This is a genomic window from Staphylococcus sp. HMSC34G04, from assembly GCF_001838765.1.
GTDB classification, from domain to species: domain Bacteria; phylum Bacillota; class Bacilli; order Staphylococcales; family Staphylococcaceae; genus Staphylococcus; species Staphylococcus epidermidis.
Genome location: NZ_KV838752.1, coordinates 47,831 through 63,053 on the forward strand (window position 1 = coordinate 47,831; position 15,223 = coordinate 63,053).

Genomic DNA, 15,223 nt, shown 5'->3' on the forward strand with positions numbered 1-15,223 from the left:
AAAGCCAAGCGATAATGACTTAACATTATTGCTTGGCTATTTTTTATAAGTTATCATCTTCAGGTTTATCTTTGACCTGAACTATTCTTAGAGAACGTCTTTCAATTTCTTTATGCTTATCTGCACGTCTTTCTAACTTGATACGATCTCGTCCGAGTATAATTAAGAACGAAATCATCATAAGCGTAAATATAACAATTAAAGGTACACTAGCAAGTAATGATGCTGTTTTCAATACTTCTAATGCACGTTCTCCTCCAACTAGCATTAAAGAGAACGGTAGTAAACATAACGCAAACGCCCAGAATAAACGATTAGCACGTAACGGTTCTCCTATCACTTTTTTCTGTGACGCTGCTGCTAAAATATATGAACCAGAATCGAATGTTGTTGCTAAGAATAAGAAAGCTGATATTAAGAATAAGATAATAGTAATTGTCGAGAATGGTAGTTGATGCATTACTTCTATGATTGTTGCCTCTGTACCATGATTGTTTAAATAGCTTATTACATTAAATTGCTCAGAAATTTGTAGATATACAGCATAGTTACCAAAAATACCGAAAAATAATACACAACCTAATGTTCCATAGCATATTGTTCCTAATACAACTTCTTTAAGTGTACGTCCTTTTGAGATACGTGCGATAAATAATCCAATAAACGGTGCATAAACGAGCCACCATGACCAGTAGAATATTGTCCAATCTTGAGGGAAATTCGTCTCTTTACGACCTTTTATGCCACCAAATGGTTCCATCCATGTCGCCATATGGAAGAAATCTTTTATCATATTACCGAACCCTGTAACTGTAGTTTCCATAATAAACACAGTTGGACCTACAATGAATACAAATGCTAATAATAAAAATGATAACCAAACGTTAACATCACTTAATTTTTGAATACCTTTTTTCAAACCTGTGTAAGAACTGATTGCGAAAATAACTGTAATAGTTAGTAAGATGATTGAACGTAAAATCATATTAGATCCATCTAAACCAGTCAATCGTTCAATACCAGCTGAGATCATTGGCACGCCTAGAGCGAGTGATGTTGCAGCACCACCGAGCAAACCGAAAATAAATAAAATATCTACGATTTTTCCTAATAATTTATCCGTATGTCCTTTTAAAATTGGTCGACAAGCTTGACTAATTTTATAGACGGGTTTCTTCTTAACGAAAACTAAATAACCAATTGGCAATGCTGGTAGCACATATATTGCCCAGGCTATAGGTCCCCAGTGAAACATACCATACTGAGTTGCATATTGAAGAGCTTGATCAGACATTGATTTTGCACCGTTAGGAGGTACTTGATAATAAAATGCCCACTCAATAACACCCCAATATAAAATATCCGAACCAATACCGGCACAGAATAACATGGCTGCCCATGTGAAATTATTAAATTCAGGTTTGTCAGTCGCTTTTCCTAACGTGACATTCCCGTACTTACCAAATGCTATGTATAAAACAAAACAAAATATAGCCAGTCCCATAAAGAGATATACCGATCCAATTGAATTAGAAATGGCACTATTGATATCGGTAATGATTATTTCACTTGCTTTCGGAAAAACCATCATAGGTATAACAGCAAAAAGTAACACAATGACTACGCCTATGAAGGTCGTCCAGTCCATAACTTTTTCCTTTTTCAAATGTGATCCCCCTAATATTAATTTATGAATCTTTACTTTAAATTACGTTCAATGGATAGTGATTCACAAAAAAGACAATAACGAATTTTTAATAATAATGCAAATTACATACATGGATCATCAAAATCTCATTTGAATAATTATATAATTTACGCCTCTCAAACATTCATCTTAAATTGCTATGACAATAGTGTTAAGTTAAAATTTAACAAAATGAACGAACTTTACAATATTTCATATTGTATTTTTATACACTTTTAACGTATATATATTTATTTTAAATTTTTTTCTCCACTTATACTCACTCTTAATCTATAAATAAAAAAATCGCCAATATTTAGTCATTCAAATACCTTACTCTATGAGATGAAGTATCTAAAGAACTATATATAGCGATTAAATTCCAACTTATAAAAATTGATTAATATCCTAAAATGGTTTTAATAACAAATCCAGTAATGACGGATACTGTTATAACAAAAAATCCTGGTATCATAAAGCTCGTAGGTCTTGTTCTACCAGTTTCATCTAGTTCTACAGCAAATAATAGTGTCGGTTGAGCTGGAATAACGAAATTCACATTTAATGTTTGTACCATCGCAACAAAATAGATGGGGGGTATACCTAAACTCATAACTATCGGTACCATAATTGATGCTGTAGCTGTTTGAGAAATGACAATCATTGCAACTACAGAAACAAGTATGATAACAAGCCAAGGTACTTCACTAATAATTGACCCAATATCATTTTTCAATATTTTTAAGTTATGTGGAGCATTAAAAATTGTTGCACCTAACCAACCTGGGCCAAGAACTGCAAAGAGTGCTCCCATTGCAGACTGAGTAATATTCGATGACAGAATATCAGAAGTATTGATTTTTATTAATAATAAATTAATTGTAGCGCTGAGATACATAAAGAACTGAACAATTTCAGTCATCTCAACTTTAACTACATCTCCATTCACATTGAATTGCGGCATGAGATTAGGAAATATGCCAAACGTTAATATACCCATGACACATAATAGGAATGAGATAACACCTATTTTTACTTTTAATGAAAAGTCATTTTTGATTTCGACTTCTGGCATCTGAACTAAACGTTCTGATTCATCACGCACGTGTTCTTTTCGTCCTACAAATGTACAAAATGTACTAAGCATTAACATACTAATTAAAGCTGTAGGTAAAACAATACTTAAATACTTGCCCATCGATATTTCATACCCTGCTAATACTGAAATAATATAAGCTGTAGCGGAAGCTGCCGGGCTACAAAGTAGGGCTAAATTGGCGGTTAGTACCGAAGCAGTTAATGCGCGTTTAGGCTGAATTCGTGCTTTTTGTGCAGTTTTAGCGATGATAGGTTCAAGTGAAAGAGCTATATTTGCAGTACCAATTCCAAAAACAAAGACAAAGACAATCATTGGTGCTATAAATATAATTGATTTTGGAAAGCGTTCAATCACACGTGAAGCAATGTAAACTAAATAGTCAATACCACCAGTAGCTTGTAACGTACCACCTGCTATACCAATAGATAATATGATCAAGACTGCCGTCACTGGTGCTGAACCTGGAGGTAACTGGAATCCAAATATCATAATAAGTTGCGCTACTATAGCAAAGATGCCACATCCCAGTGCACCAGCAGTTCTTAATCCTAATAATATCGCTAGAATCATGATTATGATTTCTATGATAAACAATAACATGGAAGAATCTCCTAACTTATGCCGAACAATTTTCACTTCAATATTTTATCACTTTAATATGTAATTAGTATATATATAAGTATAATATTATTTCTTTTACTTTTTAGATGTTTAATGTTTGTCACTTTTCAGTCTATAAATTGCAACAAATCACATCCACCTAATAAAAAGTGATAAAAATTTACTTTAAAAATAAAATTAACTATACTCTTTAAAACTGTCGTTATACATGTGATAACATTCCTGTTCATCTCATTGATAACTTATAACAAAGATTGCCCAAAACAAATGAACCATAACATTTATTTTGGGCTATTTTTCTAAGAGATATCTTAAAAATTAATTACAATTATTATCATAAACTATTTAGTTAGATATTCAATGACCTGTTCTTTTTGTAAGGAAGCTTGAACATCAATCACACGTTGATTAAGTGATCCTTTATATGGAAGATTCGGACGATATAAATGTTGAATAAACATACCATCAACTAATACATCAATATGTTCGAGTAATGACTTGCGCGCATCGTTTTGCTGTTTCAAATATTCAAATAAAAAGCCAGTCCACACCCAAATTGTTTTTGTATGACCGAATCGTTGTCTAAAAGCTTCAACGAGTTGGAGTGTGATAGACAAATTACAAAATGGTTCTCCACCAAGTATGCTTAAGCCTTCGATATAAGAAGGCGCACAATAATCTAAAATCTCTTCAAGCATTTCTAGTTCGAATGGTTCTCCGTATTTAAAATTTTGGGCTTGAACGTTATAACAACCTTTACATTGAAAAGGACATCCGGAAACATATACACTGCATCGAACACCTTCACCATCTACAAAGCTATGACTTTCTATTTTAGCTATATAGTGGTGACCTTCTTTAATGTTTAAAATATTCATGAACGAGGTTCCTTCATGTGTTTCACTCTCGCACATATCTCTTTTTGTCGTCCTTCAATAACTGGTCTTTGAACTGGATTTCCTAAATAACCACATGTTCTTTTTACAACGTCAACTGTTTTAGGATCATTGTTGCCACAATGTGGGCATTTATATCCGTTAGCAGTAGTTTCAAAATCTCCATCATAGCCACAACGATAACAGTGATCAATAGGAATATTCGTACCTAAATAACCTACCTTATCATAAGCATAATCCCATACTGCTTCTAAAGCTTTAAGATTATGATTTAACTTTGGATATTCACAATAATGAATGAATCCACCACTTGCGTAGTAAGGATAGTCCTTTTCAAAATCTAGTTTTTCAAACGGCGTTACATCTTTACGAACATCATAGTGGAATGAATTTTGGTAATATCCTTTGTCAGTAACATCTGGAATAGATCCAAATTTATCTTTGTCCAATCGGCAAAATCTATCTGTGAGTGATTCACTAGGTGTGCTGTATATACTGAACCAAATATCATATTGTTTCGTCCACTCTACTTGATAACGTTTCATTTCTCTTAATATGTCTAATGTGAATGTTTTAGCCTCAGGATTATGTTCCCAATTTGGTCCATAAAATAATGTTGCTGCTTCGTATAAACCGATATACCCCATTGAAATTGTAGCGCGTTGATTTGTAAATAATGATTCGACAGTATCTTCTGAAGTGAGTTTATTTTTAAATGCACCACTTTTATATAAAATAGGCGCGTTATCCGGAATAGCATCTTGTAGTCTTTCAATTCGATACACAAGTGCATCATGTAACAATTGCATGCGTTTTTCAAAGATATCCCAAAACTGTTGCATGTCACCATCTGCTTCGATTGCAATTCTCGGTACGTTCAGCGTCACTACACCTAAGTTACACCGTCCATTATTTTCCAATTGACCTTCATCATTCTTCCAACTTGGTAAAAATGAACGACATCCCATCGGTGCTTTAAAATCACCAAGCAGTTCCACTAGTTTATCGTAATTTAAAATATCGGGATACATGCGTTTTGTTGAACATTCCAATGCAAGTTGCTTAATATCATAGTTAGGATCTTCTGGACCAAAGTTAATACCCTTTTTTATCGAAAATACAAGTTTAGGGAAAATTGCAGTGACTCTATCTTTACCGAGACCTTTAATACGAGTATGTAAAATTGCTTGTTGAATCTTTCGACTTAATTGATCTGTTCCTAAACCAAATCCCAAAGTAACGAATGGCGTTTGTCCATTGGAAGTATAGAGTGTGTTGATCTCATACTCTAAACTTTCAATTGCATCGCCAATATCTTTAGTTACTTGTGTATCCACATAATTCTCAATTTTGTCAGGTTGAACGAAATCATTCGCTACTTCCCTGTGATGTTGTGCGTTCATTTGTGCATATTTACTTAGTAATTCGTCAACACGATCGACAGTACAGCCTCCATATTGACTGCTTGAAACGTTCGCAATGATTTGTACAAGTTGTGCTGAAGCGGTTTGTATTGATTGAGGTGTTGTAACATTAGCATTGCCTATCTCAAAGCCATTCTCTAACATATCCTTTGCATCTATGAGACAACAATTGGTTAATGGTTGAAATGGATGGTAATCTAAGTCGTGAAAATGAATATCTCCCGATTGATGTGCATGAGCAACATGCTTTGGAAGTAAATGATCGAGTGCATAAGACTTTGATACCGTTCCAGCTGTTAAATCTCGCATTGTTGAGAATGTATTACTATCTTTATTTGCATTTTCATTTAATATAGTTGGATCTTTTGTGATTAATCGAGTTAATGATGTTTCTAAAGTAGTCATTTTGTCACCCTTCGCTATATATAGTATGTATCAATAAAATAAAACACTATATATAGTATTACAATCGATTACTAAGTCGTTAACTAAAATGTCATAAAGATTATTAACGTTTAGTGAACTCTATGTGAGATAAAGATAGTTTTGTAATCAATATAAAAACCTGAGACGTCAATGTTCTCAGTCTTCTATAACATATAGTTAGTTATTAATTCAGTTAAAATTTATAATATCTTCACTTTTGGTAATTCTAGTAATTATCTTCGTATAAATTGGGAATAAATAACCGAAAAAAGCATTTACCTTTTCCCTTTCACCTATCTAATTATTTCTATTATCTTGTGTTGATTGATTTATATTTTGATGTGTTTGTTGATGATCTTGAACGCCATGATGAGAATGCTCTTGTGTTACTTGTTCTTCCCCGTTGCTCGACTCTTGCGATTCATCTGTATGCCCCTTTGACATCTCAAGATTTTTTTCTAAATTTTTGCGCTTTTCATCTTCTGATCGACGGTCATATGAACGCTCTTCTAACACTGAGCCAACTGTTAAAATGAGAATTACAGCTATTGTCCCAACAATAAATAATACAAGTAAAATCCACATCCAAATATTAAATGCCATGTTATATCACCATCCTCTTATTTTTTATGATAAATCACTCAATATCTCTTTAAAAATATTTTCCCTTTTTATTTCACTTTAATCACACATCAATAATTAGCTTTTTATAAATTTAAATTATATTTGTATTTAGATAATCACAAACTAAGCATAAATCATGACTCATAAGTATACTATTGATATCATTTAGAAATAACATCTTCTTACTTAATTAGAAGTAAGTATACCTGACCAAGTGCTTTTCTTTAAAAATTATGATATGTTCAAAACTTTCCAGTATACTTTTAAAATTAAAAAGAGTAAGATTAAGAATCTTTAATTCTCTCCTACTCTATATGATGAAATATCAATTTAAATATATTGGTGTTCTTTAAGATAACGTATAATTTGTTCCACTGATTGTTCAATAGTGTCGTGTTCAGTATCTATAGTGATTTCAGGATTTTCAGGTGCTTGATAAGGTGCACTTATACCTGTAAATTCAGGTATTTCCCCAGATCGTGCTTTTTTATACAATCCTTTCGGATCTCTCTTTTCACATTCTTCAACACTACATTTTGTATATACTTCTATAAACTCATTATCCTCTAGTAATGCTCTAACACCTTCTCTGTCTTCTTTATATGGGGAGATAAAAGCAGTAACTGTTAAAGCTCCAGCGTCTACCATTAATTTTGCTACTTCTCCAATGCGTCGAATATTTTCTGAACGATCTTCAGGACTAAATCCTAAATTTTTATTAAGACCGTGACGCACATTATCACCATCTAAACGGTATGTTTGTTTTCCTTCATTAAATAATTCTTTCTCTAAGGCAACAGAAACCGTTGATTTACCTGACCCAGATAGCCCTGTAAACCAAATTACAGCACTTTTGTGTCCATTTCTATGCTGTCTTTGTTTCTTCGTGACTTCTGAGTCATGCCATGTAATATGATTTGATTCACTCATTTTAACACTCCTGATTTATTTTTCTCGCAAACCTTTAATTAGAACTTCGGCAACTTCTGGTCTTGAAAATTTAGTTGGTAATGATTCGCCATTACGCAGTTTTTCCCTTACTTTAGTACCACTTAAATGTAAATGTTGAGAAGCGTCATGCGGACATGTTTTAGCAGTTGCCATATTACCACAAGCTTCACAATAAAAGGCATGTTCAAATTTTAAAATTTGAATACCTAACTCATCTTCAAATTGAGCAATCAGTTCTTGTGCTTCATAAGTACCATAATAATCGCCTACACCAGCATGATCTCTTCCCACAATAAAATGTGTACAACCATAATTTTTACGGACAGTTGCATGAAGTATCGCTTCACGTGGTCCGGCATAGCGCATTGCAGCAGGATAAATGACTAGACGTGCTCTATCTTCAGGATAATAGTTTTTTAATATCACTTCATAACTTTCCATACGTACATCCGCTGGAATATCGTCTGACTTTGTTTCACCAACAAGTGGATTTAAAAGTAGACCATCAACAATTTCTAGTGCTGATTTTTGAATATATTCATGTGCTCGATGCACTGGATTTCTCGTTTGAAAACCTACGACAGTTTTCCAACCTAAATCATGAAATAATTGTCTCGTCTCTGAAGGATCCAAATGATAATTTGAAAACGCATCATGTTTCGGACGCTTTAATAGTTTAATAGGACCACCTAAATAAATATTACCTTTTTCGTAAACCTTTTTAACTCCAGGATGCGCTTCTTCAGTTGTTCCGTATACCAAACGCGCTTCTTTTTCTTTATCATATGTGTACTTTTCTTCTAATTTAAGCGTTCCATATAACTGTCCATCTTCACCATATAAAGCGATATCATCACCTATATCAAGCTTATCTGCTTCAGATTCTGTTACAGGTAAAGTGATCGGAATACTCCAGACCAGGCCATTGCTTAAATGCGTTTCCTCTATAACCTTAGTGTAGTCTTCCTTGTTCATAAATCCTGTAAGGGGACTAAATCCGCCAATACCTATGAGCTCTAGATCCGATATTCCCCAAGGATTTAAAGTAATCGGTTTAAATTTTAATGCTTCCTCAATCAAACGTTCACGTTCGTTTCCTTCAACAACACGATTGATAAGTTCTCCTCCATGAGGTTTAATTGTATAATTGGTTATTGTTTCATTGTTAGACATTATAATCAAATCTCCTTTTCCAATTAATTATATTTGTTTACTCGGCTTTTCTTGTAAGAAAAAGATAATTTCTTGTTTCGAACGACTTGAAAAACAAGCAAAATAATGATTGCAATAATAATAATGAATCGAACTGTATTTGAAATAGTGCTATCTTTTACAAAATAGCTTAATAATGCATTACTATTTGTAAAAATGATTAAACCTCCGACACAAATTGCAAGAATGTTAATAGGTAACACTTTAACTAAATACGCTGAAATAGGTGCCGCTACCATTCCACCGAGACTCAAAGCAATTACAGCAAACCAATTAATTTGAGTGATTCCTAAAAAGATGATGAAACTTAAAGCAGCAGATGACGTAACAAAAAATTCACTTGCTGAAACCGTTCCAATCGCATATCGTGGTTGAATTTTTTTACTTGAGAGCAGGAGTGGTGTATTTACTGGTCCCCAACCACCACCACCGATTGCGTCTAAAAATCCTGCCACAAAACCTTGTGGAATTACTTTAAAGCTACTCAAATCTCCCACATGATGATGATGTTCATGTGCACGTTTAAATAGAAATTGATACAAAATATAAAATCCCATACTTAACAAGAATAAAGCAATGAACGGTTTAATATAATCACCATGAATAAATGTCAAAACACCTGCACCGATAAAGGCGCTTATTGACCCGGGTATAGCTAACTTCAACATTGTTGGTTTATGAACATTATCAAATCTCCAATGTGATGTCCCAGATGCAGCTGTTGTTGCAATTTCAGAAAAATGAACGGTTGCTGACACTACTGCTGGTGCTATACCATAAGTTAATAATATTGATGACGATGAAGCGCCAAATCCCATGCCTAATGATCCATCAACAAGTTGTGCTAAAAATCCCGCAATTGCGAAAATTAATACTTTGCGCATATATCATATGCCCCCATTCTTCATTTGACTTGTGATTTTAGCCATCGGATGAAATCTTGTTGCTTCTTCTCATCTAAATATTTGTCTGACAAAATTTGCTCGAGTAACGCTTGTTTATCAGATGGCTCAATTTTAAGTGATTTAATATACTGTCTACTTTCATATAAAAACTGAATATACATTGAATAGTCTTCATTGTATGTATCTTTTAAATCTTTAATAATTCGTTGACCTAATTTAGGACTTGCACCATCAGTTGATACACTTATTGTTAATTTATCTCTTTTTAAGAAATTAGGGAACGTTATATTTCCTAGGTCTGCTTGTCCTGCATGATTAAATAATACGTTCTTAGACAAAGCTGCCCCCACATCGTTGTTAACATCAGATTGATTAGTAGCCGCGATGACCATATCAGCATTCTTAACATCTTGTGGTTCGAAGAGTTTCTTTTCATAAGTGATTTGCTTCGCTTCTAGATATTTTTGTAATGTATCAGTAATTGTTGGACTTACAACATGAATATGGTTTGTATAAGCTAATAAACTTGTAGTACGACGTGTTGCAACTTTACCTCCACCTACAATGACGACTTTCTTGTTACTTAAATCAATCATTAAGGGCATATTCATGATGATTTCCTCCTATACACTTTTATTAATACTCATTATAAACATGATATTTATCCATGATTTTTACTGTTGCGTTAAATGTATGCGCTAAGTTGATGACATTTCCGTTAACGTTTCATTTTGAACAGTTGCTTGTTCTACAAACCAATTAATTTTTTCTCTCATCTTAACCACTTCGCCTACAATAATCATTGCTGGATTCTGAATATGATGTGCTCGTTCTTGAATTGTATCCAGTGTCCCAGTCACTGTCATTTGCTGTTTTGACGTTCCCATATGCACGAGAGCTACTGGTGTTTCTGACGAACGGCCATATTGTATTAACAACTCACAAATTTCACTGAGTCTCTTAACCCCCATATATATGCATAAAGTTTCAGGACCATTGGCCAAATGTTGCCAGTATTTGCCTTTATCCATACCAGGTTTATTCACTGCAGTTACAAATGCTACAGAAGAACTATAATCACGATGTGTTACTGGAATTCCAGCATATGCTGGTGCTGCAATTCCCGATGTAATTCCAGGTATAATTTCAAAGTGTATATTATGACATGCTAATTCCTCTGCTTCTTCTCCGCCACGTCCAAAAACAAATGGATCGCCACCCTTTAAACGTGTAACTGTGTGCCCTTTTTTGGCTAAGGTTACCATCATTTTATTTGTTTCTTCCTGCGGTAAGGAGTGCCTGTGAGGATCCTTACCACAATAGAAGAACTTAGTAGAAGGAGAAGCATAATTAAGTATTTCTTTATTTACAAGTCGGTCATAAAGAATGACATCGGCTTCTTTAATGGCTTTTAAACCTTTTAATGTTATTAATTCTGGATCGCCAGGTCCAGCTCCAACTAAATATACTTTCCCCATATGAAACACTACCCCTCTCGTTTAGCTATGAAAATCGCGACCATCATGAACTTTGGCTATCACACCGGCACGAATTACAAAGTCCCCAAAGTGTTCTCCGTCAAGACGCTCTTTACTATAACGCAATAACAATGGACGTAGACTTTCTAATATTTCATTTTCGTCGATATTCTCTTTATATATTTTATTTAGACGTTCGCCTTTAAAACTACCACCTAAGTACATATTATATTTACCAGGTGCTTTACCGATAAAAGCTATTTCTGCTAGCGCTGGTCTTGCACATCCATTAGGACAACCTGTCATACGAATCGTTATTTCTTCCTCTCTTAAACCAGACTCATCTAGTAAATCTTCAATTTTTGTAATTAATGAAGGAAGATATCTTTCAGATTCTGCCATAGCTAAACCACACGTTGGGAAAGCAACACAAGCCATAGAATTTCTTCTAAGTCCTGTATAATTTTTGCCATCTGTTAACTTATATTTATTAATAATAGCTTGTATTTCTTCCTTTTTCTCGGGAGAAACATTTGCAATAACTAAGTTCTGATTAGGTGATAATCTGAAATCTCCAGTATGGATTTCTGCGATTTCTCTTAAGGCTGTTTTTAACAAATAGTCTTCAGTATCTTTCACACGCCCATTTTGTATAAATAAAGTGAAGTTCCAATTATTAACACCTTCAATCCAACCTAATCGATCACCATTATGTTCAAATTCGAAATCACGTGGCACTTTAATTTCCCAACCTAATCGTCGGTTTAATTCTTCAGTCACCCAAGTTTCTCCTAGACGGTCCACTGTATATTTAAAACGTGCATTTTTTCGATTTTCACGATTACCATAATCACGTTGTATTGTAAGTATTTTCTCACATACATCTACAACCTTTTCCTTAGGTATAAAACCTATGAGACGTCCAAGTTGAGGATATGTTTCTGTATTACCATGAGTCATACCCATACCGCCACCGATAGTCACATTAAATCCAATTAACTCATCTTGTTCAACGATAGCGATTAAACCAATATCTTGAGAATAGACGTCAATATCATTAGATGGTGGTACCGCAATACCTATTTTGAATTTACGTGGTAAATACGTATTCCCATAAATAGGTTCCTTTTCCTCACTAGAATCTAAAACCTTTTCACCATCAAGCCAAATTTCATGATATGCATTTGTTCTTGGAAGTAAGTGATTACTTATACGCGTTGCATAATCATTAATCTCCTTATGTACTTGAGATTGATAAGGATTAGGATTGCACATTGTATTACGATTAACATCTCCACATGCAGCAATAGAATCAAGTACTGCATGATTGATATTTTTCATTGATTGTTTCAAATTACGTTTAAGAATGCCATGAAATTGAAATGCTTGGCGTGTTGTTAATTTAATCGTATGATTGGCATATTGATTAGAAATATCATCCATAGCAATCCACTGTTCAGGAGTCGCTTTCCCCCCGGGTACACGAACTCGAATCATAAAACTATATGCAGGCTCAAGTTTTTGTTTACGACGCTCATCTCTTAAATCCCTGTCATCTTGCATATAACTTCCGTGAAACTTTAGCAGTTTTGCATCATCTTGTGTAATGGATCCAGTGATTGGATTAGCTAAACTTTGTTCAATAGTTCCACGCAAAAAGTCACTATTTGCTTTTAAAAATTCCATTTCATCAAGATTTTTATCTAATTCTTCCGAAATATGATTATTTGTATTAACCATGTATCCCCCGTCCCTTCTATTAATACACGTCTCTTTGATATCTTTTATCTCTTTTCATTTGTTTTAAGTATTCTTCTGCATCTGTTTCAGATAGGTTTTGCTCTTTGATTAACACATTTTTAATCGCTTGATGAACATCCTTTGCCATTTTACTTTCATCACCACATACATAAATAGTAGCGCCATTTTCAATCCATCGATTAAATTGTTCACTATTTTCTGCAATTTTATGTTGCACATACACTTTTTTATCAGTATCTCTAGAAAAAGCAATATCTAATTTTGATAAAGTTCCATCTTCAAGCCATTCTTGCCATTCCGTTTGATACAGAAAATCTGTAGTGAAGTGTTGATCTCCAAAGAATAACCATGTATTTCCTTCAAAACCTAGTTCCTCTCGTTCTTGCATATAGGATCTAAACGGTGCAACACCTGTCCCAGGACCTATCATAATCACAGGTGTTGATTCATCTTGCGGAAACTTAAAATTCGGATTTCGTTTTAAATAGATAGGAATTGTATCGCCCTCTTGTATTCTCTCTGCAAATTGAACTGAACAAACTCCTGAACGTTCGCGACCGTGTGCTTGATATCTAACTGCCCCAACAGTAATGTGAACTTCATCTGGTGTTGCTTTATAACTACTAGATATTGAGTACTCTCTAGGTGGTAACTTTCTTAATAATTGATGTAAATTTTCAGGTTGTAGTTCTGTCGTTGCGAAGTCATTTAATAAATCAATCAAATCCCGTCCCTCAACGTAGTTTTGAATCCATTCTTTATCTTGAATTTTTTCAGAAAGCTCTTCATTATCAAAAAATATCGCAGCATTTTCTATTAGCGGTTTTGTTAATTTAGTAATTTCGAAATGCGATGTTAATGCCTCTTCAAGATTTAAAGTATCTCCATCCTCGTTAATTAAAACTTGTGTTTCTGGACTCCAACCTAATGTGCTAATAAGTAAGTCTACGATAGCTGGATCGTTTTGAGGCAAGACAACTACACAATCCCCCGGTTCATATTCTTCACCGAAATTATCAAGTAATAACTCAATATGTCTTGTCTCTTTGTCTGAACCTCTACCATTCAAATTAATGTTGGTCAATACTTCAGCATCGTAAGGATTAGACTTACTATATTTCTTTTCCTTTGCTGATTTTATAGATTCGCTAACAACTTGTTCACTTTCAGTACCAGCTGGTGTTGAATCAATCGTATTAATAACATTGGCCATCCACTTTTCAGCGTCTTCTTCATAATCAACATCGCAATCAGTACGTTGATAAAGTCTTTCTGCCCCTAATTCAGCCAAACGATTATCAAAATCTTTACCAGTTTGACAGAAGAATTCATAGGTTTGATCTCCTAATGCTAATACTGAAAATCTCACCCCATCCAATTTTGGCGCTTTACGTCCGTGGATGTATTCATGTAATTCAACAGCATTATCTGGTGGATCTCCTTCGCCATGTGTAGATGTGATAATAAATAAATCTTCTACTTTCTTTAAATTCTTAGGTTTAAAGTCATCCATTGATTTGAGCGTAACGTCATTTCCAATATCAGATAAACGTTGTTCAAATATTTCTGCAAGTCCTTGCGCATTACCAGACTCAGATCCATATAAAATCGTTATCGATCTCGCTTCCGGCTCAACTGAAGGTTCCTTTTCATGTAGCATCGCTTCTGTATTGTCATCTAAGTTATGTTGGTCTACAGAATCTGTAGATGTATTTGATTGTTGATTTGCCATCAGATAGCCACTTAACCATACTTGTTGGTTAGGTGATAAAGTGTGAAGCAATTCATTGATTTGTTTAGCTTGCCCTTCCGTAAAAGGACTATTGGTAACACTTAAGTTCAATCTTATCCACCTCTTATACTTTGTTATTCCGATATTTGTCATTAGTTTATATATGTCTATATTTGAAAATTATTAATTATATCTTCAATTCTAGTATGTACCATTTATTATTTTCAGTAAATGTAATACTCAAATGATAACTAAAATCGAAAAGACAATTCATAATATCAAAGTGCAATACAAACTTTGATTACTCAAGATAATCGCTTATAAATAAAGCTGTATCAGCTTTTAATAAACAATCCCTTATTTCTTATCGGAATACTATGTTTTTAAATTAAAATTTTTTGACTATC

General features: G+C 33.9%; 12 protein-coding genes. All 12 read right to left on the reverse strand.

Annotation, left to right across the window (positions count from 1 at the left end):
* Positions 1–43 precede the first annotated feature (43 nt).
* Positions 44–1,666, reverse strand: a complete 1,623-nt coding sequence (locus HMPREF3241_RS09570) for a BCCT family transporter (RefSeq protein WP_002447035.1) — start codon at positions 1,664–1,666, stop codon at positions 44–46.
* A gap of 421 nt (positions 1,667–2,087) precedes the next feature.
* Entirely contained in the window at positions 2,088–3,386 is a 1,299-nt protein-coding gene (locus HMPREF3241_RS09575) for an anaerobic C4-dicarboxylate transporter (RefSeq protein WP_001830664.1), read from the reverse strand.
* Positions 3,387–3,748: 362 nt separating this feature from the next.
* A complete protein-coding gene (gene nrdG / locus HMPREF3241_RS09580; protein ID WP_058703146.1) occupies positions 3,749–4,285 on the reverse strand; it encodes an anaerobic ribonucleoside-triphosphate reductase activating protein in 537 nt (178 codons plus the stop codon).
* Entirely contained in the window at positions 4,282–6,132 is a 1,851-nt protein-coding gene (gene nrdD / locus HMPREF3241_RS09585; protein ID WP_070853627.1) for an anaerobic ribonucleoside-triphosphate reductase, read from the reverse strand. The genes nrdG and nrdD overlap by 4 nt, the downstream gene beginning before the upstream one ends.
* Before the next feature lie 318 nt (positions 6,133–6,450).
* A complete protein-coding gene (locus HMPREF3241_RS09590; protein WP_058703144.1) occupies positions 6,451–6,756 on the reverse strand; it encodes a hypothetical protein in 306 nt (101 codons plus the stop codon).
* Positions 6,757–7,107: 351 nt separating this feature from the next.
* On the reverse strand, positions 7,108–7,707 hold the full coding sequence (cysC, locus tag HMPREF3241_RS09595) for an adenylyl-sulfate kinase (protein WP_001830609.1): 600 nt from the start codon (positions 7,705–7,707) through the stop codon (positions 7,108–7,110).
* Between the two features lie 15 nt (positions 7,708–7,722).
* Positions 7,723–8,901: a sulfate adenylyltransferase gene (sat, locus tag HMPREF3241_RS09600; protein ID WP_058703143.1), complete on the reverse strand. Its 1,179-nt coding sequence runs from the start codon at positions 8,899–8,901 to the stop codon at positions 7,723–7,725.
* A 23-nt stretch (positions 8,902–8,924) separates the two neighbouring features.
* Complete coding sequence (locus HMPREF3241_RS09605) at positions 8,925–9,824, reverse strand: sulfite exporter TauE/SafE family protein (RefSeq protein WP_002458277.1); 900 nt, start codon at positions 9,822–9,824, stop codon at positions 8,925–8,927.
* 20 nt (positions 9,825–9,844) lie between these two features.
* Positions 9,845–10,456, reverse strand: coding sequence for an NAD(P)-binding protein (locus HMPREF3241_RS09610; protein ID WP_001830641.1), 612 nt, complete (start codon positions 10,454–10,456; stop codon positions 9,845–9,847).
* An 87-nt stretch (positions 10,457–10,543) separates the two neighbouring features.
* Positions 10,544–11,323, reverse strand: a complete 780-nt coding sequence (gene cobA, locus HMPREF3241_RS09615) for a uroporphyrinogen-III C-methyltransferase (RefSeq protein ID WP_002447028.1) — start codon at positions 11,321–11,323, stop codon at positions 10,544–10,546.
* 21 nt (positions 11,324–11,344) lie between these two features.
* A complete protein-coding gene (cysI, locus tag HMPREF3241_RS09620) occupies positions 11,345–13,063 on the reverse strand; it encodes an assimilatory sulfite reductase (NADPH) hemoprotein subunit (RefSeq protein WP_058703142.1) in 1,719 nt (572 codons plus the stop codon).
* Between the two features lie 19 nt (positions 13,064–13,082).
* Entirely contained in the window at positions 13,083–14,927 is a 1,845-nt protein-coding gene (locus tag HMPREF3241_RS09625; protein WP_002458281.1) for an assimilatory sulfite reductase (NADPH) flavoprotein subunit, read from the reverse strand.
* Between the last annotated feature and the right edge of the window lie 296 nt (positions 14,928–15,223).

Bases quoted from the DNA above. Each gene is read 5' to 3' on its own strand.
- sat (WP_058703143.1), bottom strand. From the start codon at position 8,901: ATGTCTAACAATGAAACAATAACCAATTATACAATTAAACCTCATGGA.
- nrdD (WP_070853627.1), bottom strand. From the start codon at position 6,132: ATGACTACTTTAGAAACATCATTAACTCGATTAATCACAAAAGATCCA.
- HMPREF3241_RS09575 (WP_001830664.1), bottom strand. From the start codon at position 3,386: ATGTTATTGTTTATCATAGAAATCATAATCATGATTCTAGCGATATTA.
- cobA (WP_002447028.1), bottom strand. From the start codon at position 11,323: ATGGGGAAAGTATATTTAGTTGGAGCTGGACCTGGCGATCCAGAATTA.
- HMPREF3241_RS09590 (WP_058703144.1), bottom strand. From the start codon at position 6,756: ATGGCATTTAATATTTGGATGTGGATTTTACTTGTATTATTTATTGTT.
- cysI (WP_058703142.1), bottom strand. From the start codon at position 13,063: ATGGTTAATACAAATAATCATATTTCGGAAGAATTAGATAAAAATCTT.
- HMPREF3241_RS09605 (WP_002458277.1), bottom strand. From the start codon at position 9,824: ATGCGCAAAGTATTAATTTTCGCAATTGCGGGATTTTTAGCACAACTT.
- HMPREF3241_RS09610 (WP_001830641.1), bottom strand. From the start codon at position 10,456: ATGAATATGCCCTTAATGATTGATTTAAGTAACAAGAAAGTCGTCATT.
- cysC (WP_001830609.1), bottom strand. From the start codon at position 7,707: ATGAGTGAATCAAATCATATTACATGGCATGACTCAGAAGTCACGAAG.
- nrdG (WP_058703146.1), bottom strand. From the start codon at position 4,285: ATGAATATTTTAAACATTAAAGAAGGTCACCACTATATAGCTAAAATA.